Origin of the sequence: Streptomyces sp. NPDC053755 (assembly GCF_040677675.1) — a bacterium.
Classification (GTDB): domain Bacteria; phylum Actinomycetota; class Actinomycetes; order Streptomycetales; family Streptomycetaceae; genus Streptomyces.
This window is the reverse complement of record NZ_JBFASK010000005.1, coordinates 122,161-138,323: the sequence shown is the minus strand read 5'-3', so window position 1 is coordinate 138,323 and position 16,163 is coordinate 122,161. Positions and strand designations below refer to the sequence as shown.

At 74.7% G+C, this 16,163-nt stretch carries 11 protein-coding genes; 5 read left to right on the top strand and 6 right to left on the bottom strand.

Annotated elements, in window-relative coordinates; all coding sequences use genetic code 11:
* The first annotated feature begins 224 nt into the window (after positions 1 to 224).
* Together AB0K65_RS08180 and AB0K65_RS08175 are read left to right on the top strand one after the other, a co-directional pair.
* Positions 225 to 1,637, top strand: coding sequence for an MFS transporter (locus AB0K65_RS08180; protein WP_365714931.1), 1,413 nt, complete (start codon positions 225 to 227; stop codon positions 1,635 to 1,637).
* Between the two features lie 647 nt (positions 1,638 to 2,284).
* Complete coding sequence (locus tag AB0K65_RS08175) at positions 2,285 to 6,547, top strand: molybdopterin-dependent oxidoreductase (RefSeq protein WP_365714930.1); 4,263 nt, start codon at positions 2,285 to 2,287, stop codon at positions 6,545 to 6,547.
* Positions 6,548 to 6,623: 76 nt separating this feature from the next.
* Here AB0K65_RS08175 and AB0K65_RS08170 read toward each other — a convergent pair whose 3' ends face one another.
* On the bottom strand, positions 6,624 to 7,133 hold the full coding sequence (locus AB0K65_RS08170) for an Lrp/AsnC family transcriptional regulator (RefSeq protein ID WP_365714929.1): 510 nt from the start codon (positions 7,131 to 7,133) through the stop codon (positions 6,624 to 6,626).
* Between the two features lie 310 nt (positions 7,134 to 7,443).
* Here AB0K65_RS08170 and AB0K65_RS08165 point away from each other — a divergent pair, with 310 nt between their 5' ends.
* A complete protein-coding gene (locus AB0K65_RS08165) occupies positions 7,444 to 8,952 on the top strand; it encodes an FUSC family protein (RefSeq protein ID WP_365715062.1) in 1,509 nt (502 codons plus the stop codon).
* A 262-nt stretch (positions 8,953 to 9,214) separates the two neighbouring features.
* The gene (locus AB0K65_RS08160) at positions 9,215 to 10,234 is read left to right on the top strand and encodes a lactonase family protein (protein ID WP_365715061.1); all 1,020 of its coding nucleotides are present in this window, start codon (positions 9,215 to 9,217) and stop codon (positions 10,232 to 10,234) included.
* Between the two features lie 140 nt (positions 10,235 to 10,374).
* Here AB0K65_RS08160 and AB0K65_RS08155 read toward each other — a convergent pair whose 3' ends face one another.
* The 5 genes from AB0K65_RS08155 to AB0K65_RS08135 all read right to left on the bottom strand — a co-directional run bounded on the left by AB0K65_RS08155 (position 10,375) and on the right by AB0K65_RS08135 (position 15,581).
* On the bottom strand, positions 10,375 to 11,298 hold the full coding sequence (locus AB0K65_RS08155; protein ID WP_365714928.1) for a hypothetical protein: 924 nt from the start codon (positions 11,296 to 11,298) through the stop codon (positions 10,375 to 10,377).
* 87 nt (positions 11,299 to 11,385) lie between these two features.
* Positions 11,386 to 12,396: a BadF/BadG/BcrA/BcrD ATPase family protein gene (locus tag AB0K65_RS08150; protein WP_365714926.1), complete on the bottom strand. Its 1,011-nt coding sequence runs from the start codon at positions 12,394 to 12,396 to the stop codon at positions 11,386 to 11,388.
* A gap of 16 nt (positions 12,397 to 12,412) precedes the next feature.
* Positions 12,413 to 13,090: a uracil-DNA glycosylase gene (locus tag AB0K65_RS08145; RefSeq protein WP_365714925.1), complete on the bottom strand. Its 678-nt coding sequence runs from the start codon at positions 13,088 to 13,090 to the stop codon at positions 12,413 to 12,415.
* A gap of 153 nt (positions 13,091 to 13,243) precedes the next feature.
* Entirely contained in the window at positions 13,244 to 14,329 is a 1,086-nt protein-coding gene (locus tag AB0K65_RS08140) for an exo-alpha-sialidase (RefSeq protein ID WP_365714924.1), read from the bottom strand.
* Between the two features lie 169 nt (positions 14,330 to 14,498).
* A complete protein-coding gene (locus AB0K65_RS08135) occupies positions 14,499 to 15,581 on the bottom strand; it encodes an NADH:flavin oxidoreductase/NADH oxidase (protein WP_365714923.1) in 1,083 nt (360 codons plus the stop codon).
* Positions 15,582 to 15,702: 121 nt separating this feature from the next.
* Here AB0K65_RS08135 and AB0K65_RS08130 point away from each other — a divergent pair, with 121 nt between their 5' ends.
* Positions 15,703 to 16,062, top strand: coding sequence for a helix-turn-helix transcriptional regulator (locus AB0K65_RS08130; RefSeq protein WP_365714922.1), 360 nt, complete (start codon positions 15,703 to 15,705; stop codon positions 16,060 to 16,062).
* Positions 16,063 to 16,163: the final 101 nt, after the last annotated feature.

The window sequence follows — 16,163 nt, the reverse complement described above, 5'->3', positions numbered from 1 at the left end:
CCGTGGCTCCCCACGACGCCGGCCGTCGGGTGACGGGCGAGGCCCGGGACGACTGACGTGGCCCCCGACGACGCACCGGCGTCGCGACCCCTGGCGATGCGGCGGCGCGAGCTCCCGTCGCGCGAGAGGGAGGCCGTCCAGGAATCAACATGTGCGCACGTGTGCACACGTCGGCTACGGTGGTGTCCTCTCGTGTCCCGCCGTTGTCCGAGTGGGGGCGGCCCATGCTCTCGATCCTGCGTCACCGCACCTACCGGCATCTCCTCATCGCCCAGATCGTCGCGCTGGCCGGCACCGGCCTCGCGACCGTCGCTCTCAGCCTGCTCGCCTACGACCTCGCGGGCTCCGACGCCTCGGCCGTCCTCGGCACCGCGCTGGCCCTCAAGATGACCGCGTACATCGGCATCGCCCCCGTGGTCGGCGCCCTCGCCGACCGCATACCCCGGCGGGCGCTGCTCGTCTCCGCGGACCTGATACGCGCGGCGGCCGCCCTCGCCCTGCCGTTCGTGACCCAGGTGTGGCAGGTCTACGCCCTGATCCTGCTGCTCCAGGCCGCGTCCGCCGCCTTCACCCCCACCTTCCAGGCGACGATCCCGGACGTCCTGCCGGACGAGCGCGACTACACCCGTGCCCTCTCGCTCTCGCGCCTCGCCTACGACCTGGAGAACCTGTTCAGTCCCCTCCTCGCCGCGGCGCTGCTCACGCTCGTCTCCCCCAGCCTGCTCTTCGCCGGTACGGCCCTCGGCTTCCTCGCCTCGGGCGCGCTGGTCCTCTCCGTCCTGCTCCCGCGGCCCGCGCCCGTCGAGCGGACCGGCGGCCTCTACGCGAAAGCCGGCTTCGGCACCCGCCTCGTCCTCGCCACTCCCCGCCTGCGCGCGCTCATCGCGCTCGACCTCGCCGTCGCCGCGGGCGGCGCGATGGTCCTCGTCGACACCGTGGTCCTGGTCCGGGACACCCTCGGCCGTACCGCTGGCGACGTCTCCCTCGCCCTCGGCGCGTACGGCGCCGGCTCCATGGTGGTGGCCCTGGCGCTGCCCCGGGCGCTCGACCGGCACCGTGAGCGGACCCTGATGCTGCCCGCGGCCTTCGCCCTGACCGCCGTCCTGACGCTCCTGGCGCTCGCACCGGTCCTGGCGCGGCTGACGCCTGCCGCGCCGCCCGAGCCGCTCTCCGGCGCGGGGACGGACCCGAGCGCGCCCGCCTGGTCCTGGCCCGCCCTGCTGGCCGCCTGGCTGATCCTCGGGGCCGCCGGCTCCGCCGTCTCGACACCCGCCGGACGGCTCCTGCGCCGCTCGGCGCGCGCCGCCGACCTGCCCGCCGTGTTCGCCGCCCGGTTCTCCCTCACTCATGGCTGCTGGCTGCTGACCTACCCCCTCGCCGGCTGGACGGCCGCCCGGGCCGGCCTGGCCGCGTCGGCGGCCGTCCTGGCCGGGGTCGCCCTCGTCGCGGCCGTCGCCGCCGTGTGCCTGTGGCCACGGGCGGATCCGGACGCCCTCGAACACGTACATCCGGAACTGGCGCCTGGCCACCCGCATCTGGCCGGTGCGGACCGGTGCCATGCTCACGACTTCCGGATCGACTCCCTGCATCCGCGGGGCGTCACCGCGCGCTCCTGGAACGGTCGAAGCGCGGCGTGAGGGGCGAGGGGACCGGCGGGATGCCGGGGAGCCGGTGGAGCGGCGCCGTCTGCCGGATCCGGTGCGACTCCTCGTCGGGCAGGGCGATCCCGCGCGTACGGCGGGGGCGGGGCGTACCGCGGGTCCTGCGGACTCGTGAAGGCGCGGGTCCGGTCCGCCTCCCGTCGGGCGGTCACGCTCGCCGGCTTCCGCACCCCTCTCGCGTCCCGCATGCGATGGCGCTCCCCTCGGCCCTTGACGTCTGCCGAAAAGGGAGGAAAATCACCAATACACCAGAAAACCAGAGCGAGCCGCACTCGACGGCGAAGACGTTCACCGTCCCGCGTGACCCACTCGCTGGCTCTGGCCAGGCCCCCGGCAGCTCCTCCCGCGCTCCCGGCCCTCGGCGACGGTCGAGGCCCCGCGGCGCGGTGACGGACCGCCGGGGACTGCATGTCCGGGCCTCGACGCCCCCGCGCGCACATCGCCCCGTGCCCGCGCATCCGGACCCCGCCTTCCGGCGCCGGGCGCTTCTGCCGTCGGCCCTCACACGCCGCCGCCCCACCCTGTGTGACGCGCGTTACGGATCATGAGCCGCCCGGTTGACACGGATGTAACGGCTTTTCCGTACCGTCGGGGTCCGAACGGTTCCACAGAGAGGCGCCCCGGTGACGACGCAGGACAGGCGGACTCCGCGGCGAGGCGCCGAGCAGGTACGGACGGTCTGCTCCTACTGCGGTGTCGGCTGCGGCATGCTCCTCGACATAGGCCGCGGGCCGGACGGCCGTCGTACGGTCCTCAAGGCGACGGGCGACAAGGACCATCCCGCCAACGCCGGACGGCTCTGCACCAAGGGCGCCACCACCGCCGACGTGCTGTCCGCCCCGGGACGGCTGACCACCGCACTCGTCCGCGCGGACCGCGAGAGCCGGCCCGTCCCCGTCGGCACCAACGAAGCCCTGGCCGACACCGCCCGCCGGCTGCGGGAGATCGTCGAGGAACACGGCCCCGACGCCGTCGCGCTGTACGTCTCCGGCCAGATGAGCCTGGAGGCGCAGTATCTCGCCAACAAGCTCGCCAAGGGCTTCCTCGGCACCCCGCACATCGAGTCCAACTCGCGGCTGTGCATGGCGAGCGCGGGCACCGGCTACAAGCTGTCCCTCGGCGCCGACGGGCCCCCCGGCTCCTACGACGACTTCGAGAGAGCCGACGTCTTCCTCGTCATCGGCTCCAACATGGCCGACTGCCACCCCATCCTCTTCCTGCGCATGATGGAACGCGTCAAGGCCGGCGCCAGGCTGATCGTCGTCGACCCCCGGCGCACCGCCACCGCCGACAAGGCGGACCTCTTCCTGCGCATCCGGCCCGGCACGGACCTCGCCCTGCTCAACGGACTGCTCCACCTGCTGCACGAGAACGGGCACACCGACCCCGGCTTCATCGCCGCCCACACCGAAGGCTGGGACGCGATGCCCGCCTTCCTCGCCGACTACCCGCCCGCCGTCGTCGCCGGGATCACCGGCATACCCGAGCAGGACATCCGTACCGCCGCCGCGTGGATCGGCGCGGCCGCCGAATGGACCAGCTGCTGGACCATGGGCCTCAACCAGTCCACCCACGGCACCTGGAACACCAACGCCCTCGTCAACCTCCACCTCGCCACCGGCGCGATCTGCCGCCCCGGCTCGGGCCCCTTCTCGCTGACCGGCCAGCCCAACGCCATGGGAGGGCGCGAGATGGGCTACATGGGCCCCGGCCTGCCCGGTCAGCGGTCGGCCCTGGTGGCCGAGGACCGGGCCTTCACCGAGGAGCTGTGGGACCTCGCTCCGGGAACGCTGCGCGAGGACGGCTTCGGCCGCGGCACGGTCGACCTGTTCCGGCGGATGGCCGACGGCGAGATCAAGGCGTGCTGGATCATCTGCACCAACCCCGTCGCCTCCGTCGCCAACCGCCGCACCGTGGTCGAGGGGCTGCGCGCCGCCCAACTGGTCATCGCCCAGGACGCGTTCGCCGACACCGAGACCAACGCCTACGCCGACATCGTCCTGCCCGCCGCCCTGTGGACCGAGACCGACGGCGTACTGATCAACAGCGAACGCAACCTCACCCTCGCCCAGGCGGCCGCCGACCCGCCCGGTGAAGCCCTGGCCGACTGGCGGATCATCGCCCGCGTCGCCCAGGCCATGGGACACGAGAAGGCGTTCGCCTACGACAGCGCCGAGGAGGTCTTCGAGGAGATCAAGCGCGCCGGGAACCCGCAGACCGGCTACGACCTCGGCGGGGTGACCTACGAACGCCTGCGTGCCGGCTCCGTCCAGTGGCCCGCCGCCCCGGGGGGTCCCGCGCGCAACCCCATCCGGTACGTCGACGCCCCCGGCTCCGGTCCGGTCTTCCCCACGGCGAGCGGCCGGGCCGTCTTCCACCCGCGTCCGCACATCGACGCGGCCGAGATGCCCGACGACGAGCACCCCTTCGTGCTCAACACCGGTCGCCTCCAGCACCAGTGGCACACCCTCACGAAAACCGGCCGGGTCGCCAAGCTCAACAAGCTCAACCCCGCGCCCTTCGTCGAACTGCACCCCGACGACGCCGAACGGCTCGGCATCACGGAAGGCGACCGGGTCGCGATCACCTCGCGCCGCGGCAGGGCCGTCCTGCCCGCGGTCCTCACGGACCGGGTCGCGCCGGGCTGTTGCTTCGCCCCGTTCCACTGGAACGACCTTTTCGGCCCCGACCTGAGCGTCAACGCCGTCACCAACGACGCGGTCGATCCGCTGTCCTTCCAGCCCGAGCTGAAGGTCTGCGCCGTGGCCCTCGCCAAGGCCGCCGTCTCCGCGACGGACCGGCCGTTCCCGGCCTCCGCGACGGACCGGCCGTTCCCGGCCGCCGGGACGCCCGCCGGGAGCCTCACCGGGACCCCCGACGGAAGCCGTACGGAAAGCCGTCCCGGGACGGACGGCGTGGCCCCGGACGGACCGCGGACCGTGATCCCGAGCGCCGTCCCCTCCGCTGCAGGCCCCCTGCTCCCCAGCGCCGTCCTTCCGGCCGGCCCCGCCGCCGCCTTCGGTCTCGTTCCCACCCCGCCGCCCGTCCTGTCCGAACAGGAACGGCAGTACCTCGTCGGCTTCCTCGCCGGCCTGGACTCGGGCGCGCCGGGCGTGCCCGTCCTTCCCCCCGGGGCGCCGTTCGGCGAGGAGCACGCCCGCTGGGTGAACGGCGTCCTCGCCGGCCTCTACTCCCGGACCCCGGCAGGGGAGGCGAGCGGCGCGGACGCGTCGCCGCGGGCGGCGGTCCGCGAGGTCGTCGTGCTGTGGGCCTCGCAGACCGGCAACGCCGAGGAGTTCGCCGCGGCCGCCGCCGAGCGCCTCACGGCGGCCGGACACCGGGCCGCTCTCGCCGGCATGGACGAGACCGACCCCCGGACCCTGCCGCCCGCGGCCGACCTCCTGCTGATCACCAGCACCTTCGGGGACGGGGACGCGCCCGACAACGGCTCGGGGTTCTGGGACGCGCTCACCGCTCCCGACGTCCCGCGCCTCGACGGCCGGCGGTACGCGGTGCTCGCCCTCGGGGACTCCTCCTACGCCGACTTCTGCGGCCACGGGCGACGCCTGGACCGGCGCCTGGACGAGCTGGGGGCCGTGCGCCTGGCCCCCCGTACCGACTGCGAACCGGATTTCGAACCCTCCGCCCACGTCTGGCTGGACCGGGTCCTCACCGGCCTGACCGGCCCCACCGGCGGGCCGCAGGCGCCCACCGGGACCGGAGCCGGGCCCGACGCCGCACCCGCACCGCCCCGGGCCGCGCGCCCCAAGCCCGCCCCCGTCCCGGCCCGGCTCCGGGGCAACCGGCTGCTGAGCCTGCCGGGAGCGGCCAAGGAGGTCAGGCGTTTCACCTTCGACACGAGCCTGAGCGGGACCCCGCTCCTCTACGAGACCGGCGACGCCCTCGGCGTACAGCCCGTGAACTGCCCCGGACTCGTGGCCGAATGGCTGGCCGTGACCGGCCTGGACGCCGACGCGCCCGTCGAACTGCCCGGCCTGGACGCCGTCCCCCTCGGGGAGGCCCTGCACCGCCACCTCGACATCACCCGGCTCACCCCCGCGCTCCTCGGGTTCGTCACCGAACGGAGCGGGGACCGGGACCTGAAGCGCCTGCTCCGCCCCGACAACAAGGACGGGCTCGCCCAGTGGTCCTGGGGCCGCCAGGCCGTCGACGTGATCGCCGAGCACCCCGTCCGGGCCGGCGCGCAGGAGTGGGCCGAGGTGCTCGGGCGCCTCCAGCCCCGTCTGTACTCGATCTCCTCCAGCCCGCTGACCGACCCGCACCGGGTCTCGCTCACCGTCTCCGTCGTCCGCTACGACAACCGCCGCGGCCACCCCCGCAAGGGCGTCTGCTCGCCGTTCCTCGCCGACGCGGCCCACGTCGCCACGGTCCCGGTCTTCGTCCGCGCCGCCCCGCACTTCCGGCCCCCGGCGGACCCCGCGACCCCGATGGTGATGGTCGGCCCCGGCACGGGCGTGGCCCCCTTCATCGGGTTCCTCGAAGAGCGCCGGGCCCTCGGCCACCGGGCACCGAACTGGCTGTTCTTCGGCGAACAGCACCGCGCCACCGACTTCTACTACGAGGAGGAGCTCACCGCCCTGCTCGCCGACGGCACCCTGGACCGCCTGGACACCGCCTTCTCCCGCGACCAGCGCGCCAAGGTCTACGTCCAGGACCGGATGCGGGAGCACGGCCCGCAGCTGTGGTCGTGGCTGCGCTCCGGCGCCCACTTCTATGTCTGCGGCGACGCCGGCCGGATGGCCAAGGACGTCGACCGGGCACTGCGCGACATCGCCGTCGCGCACGGCGGCCTCGGCGAGGAGGCCGCCGCCGCGTACGTCAAGCAGCTCGCGGCCGAGAAGCGGTACGTCCGCGACGTCTACTGAGCCCTCCGCGTGCCAGGCCGACCCCATCGAGTCCCTGCTGACTCCTTCCGGCCCCCGGCCCTCGCGCGGACGGAGATCAGGCGGTGCCGGGGTCCGCTCCGCCCCGGTCGCCGCGGGCCGTCGCCCGGCCCACCGACTCCACCAGGGGGAGCAGCCGGTGCGGGACGCGTTCGCGCAACGCCATCTCCGTACGGGTGCGGACCACCCCCGGCAGCCGGATCAGCCGCTGGATGACGTCCTCCAGGTGACCGTTGTCCCGGGCCACCACCCGTGTCAGCAGATCCCCGCCGCCGGTGATCGAGAACGCCTCCACGATCTCCGGAACGGCCGCGAGCGCGTCGCCCACCTCGTCGAGGTGCCCCTGGGTCACCTCGATGTGGACGAAGGCGAGGACGGGATGGCCGAGCGCGGCGGGGGAGAGGAAGGGGCCGGTCCCCATGATCACGCCGTCCCGCTCCAGCCGGTCGATCCGCGCCTGCACGGTGCCCCGCGCCACCCCCAGGATCCGCGCGTACTCGCGCACGCTCGTGCGCGGCCTCTCCATCAGCAGTCGCAGGATGCGTGTGTCGAGCTCGTCCACCGCCATGGTCCGTTGGCCTCCTTCTGGCCTCGATCTACCCGCGAAGACTGTACCAATGGCACAGTGGTGCGGCGCCGAGTTGAGCCAGTGGGTGATCAGGTGTTTTCCTCGGGTGAGAACGTAGAGACGGCGCCGCGCACGCGCCGGTCCGGCGACGCGGCCGGTACCGGACCCGCGGCGCCTTTCCCATGTCCGGCGGCCGCCACAAGCAGGCCGGGGCACGAGATCACGCGAAGAGGGTGCGTTGGACCACAGCGGGGGCGGGATCACCGTCGTGAAGAAGAGCCGAGGGCTCGTCCGCCGGCTCGCCCGGCAGATGTTCGTGGCCCCGGACCCGGGCCGCGTGCGGCTGCGCGTCTCCACGCGCGCCGTGCTCGGCGTCGCGCTCTCGGTCACCGCGGCCGAGCTTGCCGGTCTCTCCCTCACGGCCTCCCTCACCGGCGGCCTCGCCGCGCTGCTCGCGCTCTTCACCGTCGGCGATCCCACCGTCCGGCGCCAAGCCGTCACCACCGCCCTGCTGCCCGCCGTCGGCTTCCCCGTCCTCGCGCTGGCCACCGCCCTGCACGGGACGCCGCTCCTGCGCGACACCGCCTGGCTCCTGGTCGTCTTCGCCGGGGTGTACGCGCGCCGCTGGGGCCCGCGCGGCCACGCGCTCGGGATCTTCGCGTTCATGATGTTCTTCGTCACCCAGTTCCTGCACGCGCTGCCCGCGCAGCTGCCGGAGCTGTACACGGCCGTCGGCCTCGCCCTCGTGGTCTGCGGCGCGCTCCGCCACGTGGCCTGGTGCATCGAGCGGCGCGTCCCGCCGCCCGCCGCCCCCGCCCCGCTCCCGGGAACGGGACTGGCCCGGCCCACCACGCGACAGGCCTTCCAGGCCACCGTCGCCTGCGCCGTCGCGCTCGCCGCCGGACAGCTCATCTCGCACGAGCGGTGGTACTGGGCCGTCGGCACCGCCTGGTGGATCTTCGTCAACACCGCCTCGCGCGGCGAGACCCTGGTCCGCGGCTTCCGCCGGGTCGTGGGCACGGTCACCGGCATCGCCGCCGGACTCCTCGTCGCGATCCCGCTGGCCGGCGCGCCCGCCCCGACCGCCGCCCTCGTCGCCGTCTGCGTCTTCGGCATCTTCTACACCGCCCCGCTCTCGTACAGCTGGATGATGTTCTTCGTCACCGTCATGGCGGGCCTGCTGTACGGCCTGCTCGGCGTGCTGCACCCCGGCCTCCTGCTGCTCCGCTTCGAGGAGACAGCCGTGGGGGCGCTCGGCGCCGCCGTCGGCGTCGCCCTGCTCCCCGTCACCACCCACGCGGCCACCAACGCGTGGATCGAGCGGGCCGTCACCTGTGTGCACGCCTGCACGACCGCGGCCGCGCGACGCCTCGCGGGCGATCCGCACGCCGACCCGGCACCCCACGCCGCCGAACTGGAACTGCTGCTCGGCCGGGTGCGCCTCTCGCTCGCCCCGCTGGTCCATCCGCTCAGCCCGCTGCGCGCCCGCAAGGCCCGGGCCCGCCGGGTGCTCGCCCTGCTGGACGACTGCGCCCGCGAGATCAAGGGGCTCGCGGCGGTCGCCGCCGACCCCGACGCCTCGCACGACGCCCGCCTGGCCGCCGCGTCCTGGCGGGTCGAGGCGGCCGTCCACGCCCTCGTCCCACCCGCCCGTCCGGCGGACCGGGACAGCACCGCCGCCACCGCCGCCGCACTGCCTCCCCACCACCCCGGAGCCGAAGCGGCCCTCGGCCACCTCCACAGCCTGGAACGCGCCCTCGTCGACCTCGCGACCCCCCTCCGCACCGCCCCGGGCGCCCCGCTGATCCCTGCGGCCTGACCGCCGGCCGGCCCGGCCCGGCGTCCCTCGCCCGGCCGGCAGGCGCCCGCACGGGACGGGCCCCGGCCCCCGAGCGGCCTGAAGCCTTCGCCCGGCGATCCCGCTTGGTCTAGACCGCTGCTACCGTCGGCCGGGACGAGGGCCGGCCAACCGTGACCGGCCGGCGGAGAGGGGAGGCGCCGTGCGCGACGCGGACGCGGGACAGGGCAGCACCGAGGCTGGTCAGGGACATGGCGGGGCACACGAACGGGCGCAGGGGCGCGTGCGGGCCTACGTCGGGTCCTTCACCTCCGCTGGGGGCCGCGGCGTCCTCGCGGCCGACGTGGACACCCAAACGGGGGCCCTGCACATCACCGGCGCGAGTGACGCCGTCACCGACCCGTCGTACCTCACCCTCGCCGGGGGGACCCTCTACGCCGTCTCGGAGACCGACGAGGGGGCCGCGGCCGCCTTCGACGTCACCGGAGCCGCGCCCCGCCCCCTCGGCGCCCCCGTGCCCGTCGGCGGCGCGGGGCCGACGCACCTCTGTGTCGCCTCCGGGCACCTCCTCACGGCCAACTACTCCTCCGGCAGCGTCAGCGTCCTGGCGCTGTCCGAGGACGGACCGCCCCACGCCGCCGTCGGCCTCGCCCGCCACGAGGGCCTCGGTCCCGTCACCGACCGCCAGAGCGCCCCGCACGCCCACCAGGTGCTGCCGGACCCCAGCGGCCGGTGGGTGACCGCCGTGGACCTCGGCACCGACTCCGTCCGCGTCTACGCCGTGGACGCCACGACGGGCGCTCTGCGGCTCCACGGCGAGACCGCACTGCGCCCCGGCACCGGACCCCGCCACCTGGCCTTCCACCCGGCCGGCACGCACGCCTACGTCCTGAACGAACTCGAACCGACCCTGACCGTGTGCCGCTGGGACGCCGCGGCCGGAGTGCTCCTCCCGCTCGGCGAGACGCCCGTCCTGCCCGAGGACGCCACCCGGCCGAGCTACCCCTCCGCGGTCGTCGTGGCACCCGACGGCCGCTTCGTCTGGGCCGCCGTGCGCGGCGACGACTCCCTCGCCGTCCTCGCCCTCGACGAGAGCGGCGAGAAGGCCGCGCTCGTCACCACCGTCCCCTGCGGGGGGCACTGGCCCCGCGACCTGGCCCTCGACCCCACGGGCCGGCGCCTGTACGCGGCCAACGAGCGTTCCGGCGACGTCACCTGGTTCGACATCGACCGGGGGACCGGCGTACCCCACCGGGCCGGCGCCGTCGAGGCCCCGGCGGCCACCTGCGTGACCTTCGGCTGAACCCCGCCGGCCGGCGGACGGCGCGGCCACCTGTCCGCCGGGCCGCCGTACGACGCACGGGAGGGTCCGCACCGGCACACATGTGCCGGTGCGGACCCTCCCGTACGCTTCTGGGCCCGTGCCCGCGTCGCCGCGCGGGGTCAGAGGGCAGGGGCGCCCTGCGGCTGCTGCGGGGCGATGCCCAGCACGGCGGTGTACTGCGAGAGCACCAGCTTGCCGATGGCCGGGTACGCGCCGAGGGGCTCGGCGGCGGCGCAGCCCGCCTCCTTCGCGGCTGCGTCGAGCAGGCCGTCGGCCAGCTCGGGGCCGATCAGGTACGGCGCGAGGGCCAGCTGCTCGGAGCCGGAGCCGCGGAGCTGCTCGGCGACCGCGGTGATGGAACCCTCCTGGTCCAGCGCGGCGGCGATGACGGGGACGGCCAGGCGCGCCGCCAGCAGCATGCCCGTGATGCCGGCGGCCTGGACCGCCTCCTCGCCGCCGACCGTGGCGAGGACGATGCCGTCGGCGGCCGTGGCGACCGTGAACAGGCGGGCGCGGTCGGCGCGGGCCAGACCGGCCTCCGACAGGCGCACGTGCAGGGCCTCGGCGAGCAGCGGGTGCGGGCCGAGGACGTCGGTCAGCTCGGCCAGGTTGCCGCTGTCCATGACGGCCTGGCGGATCTGGCGCATCAGGGCGCTGTCGGGGCCGGCGAGGAGCGGGACCACGATGGCGGCAGGGCCCTCCGGGGCGCTGGCCTCGCGGCCGGCGGCCAGGGCCAGCTGGTACCGCTCGGTGCGCAGCGTGGCGGCGCGGGCCAGGACGGTGGCCAGGGTGGGGTACTCGTCGTCGTCACCGTCCAGGTAGCCGATCGCGGCCTCCAGGCCGGGCAGCTCGGAGCGGGCGATGCTCACGACCTCGTCGGCCAGCGAGCGTATGGCGGCCGACGGGGTGCCGGGGACGGCGAGGACGAGTGCGGGAGCGCCCTCGGGCGCCGCCGCGGGTTCGGGGCGACGGTGCCGTCCGGTCTGGCGGGGTCGCGGCATTCGTACAGGCAGGCCGGAAGCAGGCCCAGTGGGGGAGCTCATGCGCCCGCATGCTACTGGTTTTGCCCGCCGCGCAGTTCGGTGAGGTGCGGTCGAGCGTCATCTGCCCCTGTATGTCCGAACCGCTCTTTACGTCGCGTCCGGCCGCAATCCGCCGGAGGTCCCGGAAGGCCGAACCTCCAGCAACCGGGGGTCGCGCGGCAGCCGCAGCGACCCGGAGGCGAGGGCCGAGGCGATCGTGACGGCGCCGGTGAGCGGATCGCCGGCGGCGGACACGGCACGCGCGTGCGGAAGTCGGTCCGCGAGCGCCTTGGCCAGGGGCACGAGCAGGGGGTCGCCCAGCCTGAACAGCCCGCCCGTCAGCGCGACATCGCACCCCTCGCCGTCGGGGCAGACGGCGGCCGCCGCCTCGGCGATGTGCGCGGCGGCGCGGGCGAGGACGTCCGCCGCCACCGGATCGCCTTCGGCGGCGCACCGCGCCACGTCGGGCGCGAAGGAGGCCAGTACGGCGGCCCGGTCGGTCCGCGGATAGAGCGCGCCGGGCAGCCCGTCGGCCGGACCGAACCGCTCCTCCGCTCTGGCCAGCAGCGCGTCGGAGCCCCCGCGCCGGCCGTCGTGTGCCCGCATCGCCGCCTCGAGACCGGCCCGGCCGATCCACGCGCCGCTGCCGCAGTCGCCCAGCAGGTGACCCCAGCCGTCGGCCCTGCGCCAGGTGGTCAGGTCGGTGCCGAGCGCGATCGCTCCCGTGCCGCCCGCGACGACCGCCCCGGGCCGCTGCCCGAGCGCGCCGGCGTAGGCGGTGACGGCGTCGGCCGCCAGCGCCAGCCTCCGCACCCCGAGTGCCTGCTCCAGGGCGCCGGGCAGCACCGCGCGCACGTCGTCCCCGAGGGTCGCCATCCCGGCGGCCCCGATCGCCACGGCGGCCGGAGGGCCGACGGTTGCGGCCCGCCGACGCATCGCCTCGGCGGCGGGCAGCAGCTGCCGGAGGAGGGCGGCGGCCTCGATCCCGCGCGGTCCGGTCGGCACCGGCTCGCGTGAGGAGACATTCTCCACCACGCGGCCGTCCCCGGCGCGGGCCAGGGCGATCCTCAGCCCCGAGCCTCCCGAGTCGACCCCCAGGACCCAGTCGCCGGCCGTCATCCGGGCCGCCGGACGGTCACGGGAGCCGCCAGTCGACCTCCTGCGCCCCCTGGCGCAGGAGCAGTTCGTTGGTGCGGCTGAACGGCCGGGAGCCGAAGAAGCCGCGGTCCGCCGACATCGGGGAAGGGTGCGAGGACTCGATGGCCGGAAGATCGCCGAGGAGCGGTCGCAGATTGCGCGCGTCCCGTCCCCACAGCACGGACACCAGCGGCTTTCCCCGGGCGGCCAGCGCCCTGATGGCCTGCTCCGTCACCGCCTCCCAGCCCTTGTCCCGGTGCGCGCCCGGCTTGCGCGGAGCCGTGGTGAGCGCGCGGTTGAGCAGCAGCACTCCCTGCCGGGTCCAGGGGGTCAGATCGCCGTTCGACGGGCGGTCGATCCCCAGGTCGGTGTTCAGCTCGCGGAAGATGTTCTCCAGGCTGGGCGGCAGCGGCCGCACGTCCGGGGCCACCGAGAAGCTCAGCCCCACGGCGTGCCCCGGGGTGGGGTAGGGGTCCTGACCGACGATGAGGACCCTCACCTCGTCGAACGGCTGCTGGAACGCCCGGAGGACGTTGGCCCCGGAGGGGAGGTAGGTGCGCCCGGCGGCGATCTCCTGTCGCAGGAAGTCGCCCATAGCGGCGACGCGTTCGGCCACGGGCGCGAGCGCGTGCGCCCACCCCGGTTCGACGATCTCATTCAACGGTCGTGCTGCCACGGCCGTCACTCTACTGGCGCAGCGCCCCGCGCCCGTACGGGATCGTCCCCCGGACCGTCAGGTCCCGGACGGTCATCACCCGTGCCGGTCACCGTCCGCCTCGGTGCCTCGGTGCCTCGGTCGCCGTCCGTCGTCGCCGACGGTCCGCCGCCCTCAGTCGATCACCGCCGCCCGTACGCACAGCACGTCCGGCAGGTGCTCCGCCAGCAGCTCCCAGCTGTCGCCGTCGTCCGCGCTGCCGTACACCTCGCCGTTGCGGTTCCCGAAGTAGACGCCCGCGGGGTCACCGCCGTCCGTGCACATCGCGTCCCGCAGCACGGTGCCGTAGTGGTCGCCCTGCGGAAGTCCGTTCGTCAGCGGTTCCCAGCTGCCGCCGGCGTCGCTGGTGCGGTAGACCCGGCAGCGGCGCTCCGCCGGCACGCGGTCGCTGTCGGCGTTGATGGGGAACACATAGGCCACGTCGGGGCGGTGGGGGTGGGCGGCGACGGTGAAGCCGAAGTCGGACGGGAGTCCGCCTCCGATGTCCGTCCACTTCCCGCCCGCGTCGTCGCTGCGGTAGACACCCCAGTGGTTCTGCAGATACAGCCGGTCCAGGTCGCCGGCGTCCTGCGCGATCTTGTGCACGCACTGGCCGAACTCCGGATTCGGATCGGGCAGGAAGACCGCCGAGACGCCGTGGTTGGAAGGCGCCCAGCTCGCGCCGCCGTCCCGGGTGCGGAAGACTCCGGCGGCCGACACCGCGACCGTCACGGAGTCGGGGTCCCGCCGGTCGGTGACGATGGTGTGCACGGCCTCGCCGCCGCCGCCCGGCTCCCAGCGGGAGCGCGTCGGGTGCTCCCACAGGGGTCGCACCAGCTCGAACGAAGCGCCGCCGTCGACGGACTTGAACAGCGCGGCGGGCTCCGTCCCGGCGTAGACCACGTCCGGCGAGTGGGCCGGGGCGGGGTGCAACTGCCAGACCCGCTCCAGCGAAGCGCCGGTGTCCTGGGGGAACTTCACCGCCGGCGTGGGCGGTTCGGTCCAGGTCGCCCCGAAGTCGTCGGAGTGGAACACCGACGGGCCCCAGTGATCGCTCACACCGCCCACGAGCAGCCGAGGCGCGCCGCGGCGGGTGTCGATGCCGATCGAATAGACCGCCTGCGCGTTGAAGTGGGGGTCGTCGAACTCCCACCGGCCCGCGCGCCTGCGGCCGATGAACAGGCCCTTGCGGGTGCCTACGGTGAGTACTGCCTCGGGCATGGCCGATACCTCCAGGACGCCGTTGTCGCGGATACGGGCCAGTCTGCACCCGACCACTGACAGTGGCCCTCCGAAGAGGCGTCCTCCCAGGTCGGAGGCGTGTTCCGCGTCATGCCCGCGGGGGCGGGGCGGGCCGGGCGGAGCGTGCCCCGCGCGGCCCGCCGCCGCCTCAGATCGCCCAGGCGTAGGGGCTCGGCGCGTGCGTCTCGGCGCCCAGCTCGCGTGCCGCCCGGCGGGCCCAGGACGCGTCCCGCAGCAGCTCGCGGCCGAGCAGGACGGCGTCCGCCTCCCCGTTGGCGACGATCTTCTCGGCCTGCCCGCTGTCCGTGATCAGGCCCACGGCGGCGACCGGAAGCCCGGTCTCGGCCTTCACGCGGGCGGCGAAGGGCACCTGGTAGCCGGGGCCGACCGGGATGTCGGCGGGGCCGCCGTTGCCGCCGCTGGACACGTCGAGGAGGTCCACGCCGTGCTCGCGCAGCAGGGCGGCGAAGCGGACGGTCTCGTCCACCGTCCACCCCTGCTCACCGAGCCAGTCCGTGGCCGAGATCCGGAAGAAGACCGGCAGCTCCTCGGGCCACACGGCCCGTACGGCGTCGACCACTTCCAGGGCCAGGCGGGTGCGGTTCTCGAAGGAGCCGCCGTAGGCGTCCGTGCGGCGGTTGCTGTGAGGGGAGAGGAACTCGCCGATGAGGTAGCCGTGGGCGCCGTGCACCTCGATGACCTCGAACCCGGCGGTGAGGGCGCGGCGGGCCGCGTCGGCGAACTGCCCGACGATCTCCTCGATCCTCTCGGTGGTGAGCTCGGTCGGCACGGGGTGACCCTCGGCGAAGGCGAGGGGGCTCGGTCCCGCCGGCTGCCAGCCGTGGCCGTCCTCGCCGACCGGGCCGCGGCCCACCCAGGGCGGGTTGGTGGAGGCCTTGCGCCCGGCGTGACCGATCTGGATGCCGGGGACGGTGCCGTGCTCCTTGAGGAAGCGGGCGATCCTGCCCAGTGCCGCGGCCTGGGTGTCGTTCCAGATGCCGAGGTCGGCCGGGCTGATCCGGCCCTCGGGGGTGACGGCCGTCGCCTCCACCAGGATGAGACCGGTGCCGCCGGTGGCGCGGGAGGCGTAGTGCGCGAAGTGCCAGTCGTTCGCGACGCCCGCGTTCGGGCCGGACGCGTCCGCCGAGTACTGGCACATCGGCGCCATCCACACACGGTTGGGGACGGTCAGCGACCGAAGGGTGTAGGGCTCGAACAGGGCGGCGCTCATGGCGACTCCGTTTCAGGGGGCCTGACGGGATGCTCGTACGATACTCGTCGTAGTACGGCATCTGTCAAACTACGAGGTCCCTCGTACAATGAGCGCGTACCCCCGACGAAGAGGAGCCGCCGTGACGACCGCGACCAACCCCCGGGTCCTCGACCACCCCACGCGGGACGAGATCCGCCTGGAGGGTGTGCTGCACGCGCTGTCGGACGCGGTCAGGCTGCGGATCGTGCGCGACATGGCCCGTGAGGGGGTGGAGCTGAGCTGCTCCCGCTTCGACCTCCCGGTGACCAAGTCCACGACGACGCACCACTTCCGGGTGCTGCGCGAGAGCGGCGTCATCCAGCAGATCTACCGCGGCACCGCCAAGCTCAACGCCCTGCGACGGGACGACCTGGACGCGCTCTTTCCCGGGCTCCTCGACAGCGTCCTGACGGCGGCGGAGGGCGAGGAGCTTCGCCTGAGCGGCCCGCCCACGGTGTAGGGCGGGGAACTTCGCCTGAGCGGCCCGCCCACGGTGCAGGGCGGGGAGCTTCGCCTGAGCGGCCCGCCCACGGTGTAGGGCGGGGAACTTCGCCTGAGCGG

What these genes read in the sequence shown, in the direction of transcription:
- AB0K65_RS08140 (WP_365714924.1), bottom strand. Translation starts at nt 14,329, where the DNA reads ATGCCCGAGGCAGTACTCACCGTAGGCACCCGCAAGGGCCTGTTCATC.
- AB0K65_RS08180 (WP_365714931.1), top strand. Translation starts at nt 225, where the DNA reads ATGCTCTCGATCCTGCGTCACCGCACCTACCGGCATCTCCTCATCGCC.
- AB0K65_RS08165 (WP_365715062.1), top strand. Translation starts at nt 7,444, where the DNA reads ATGTTCGTGGCCCCGGACCCGGGCCGCGTGCGGCTGCGCGTCTCCACG.
- AB0K65_RS08170 (WP_365714929.1), bottom strand. Translation starts at nt 7,133, where the DNA reads ATGGCGGTGGACGAGCTCGACACACGCATCCTGCGACTGCTGATGGAG.
- AB0K65_RS08135 (WP_365714923.1), bottom strand. Translation starts at nt 15,581, where the DNA reads ATGAGCGCCGCCCTGTTCGAGCCCTACACCCTTCGGTCGCTGACCGTC.
- AB0K65_RS08150 (WP_365714926.1), bottom strand. Translation starts at nt 12,396, where the DNA reads ATGACGGCCGGCGACTGGGTCCTGGGGGTCGACTCGGGAGGCTCGGGG.
- AB0K65_RS08155 (WP_365714928.1), bottom strand. Translation starts at nt 11,298, where the DNA reads ATGAGCTCCCCCACTGGGCCTGCTTCCGGCCTGCCTGTACGAATGCCG.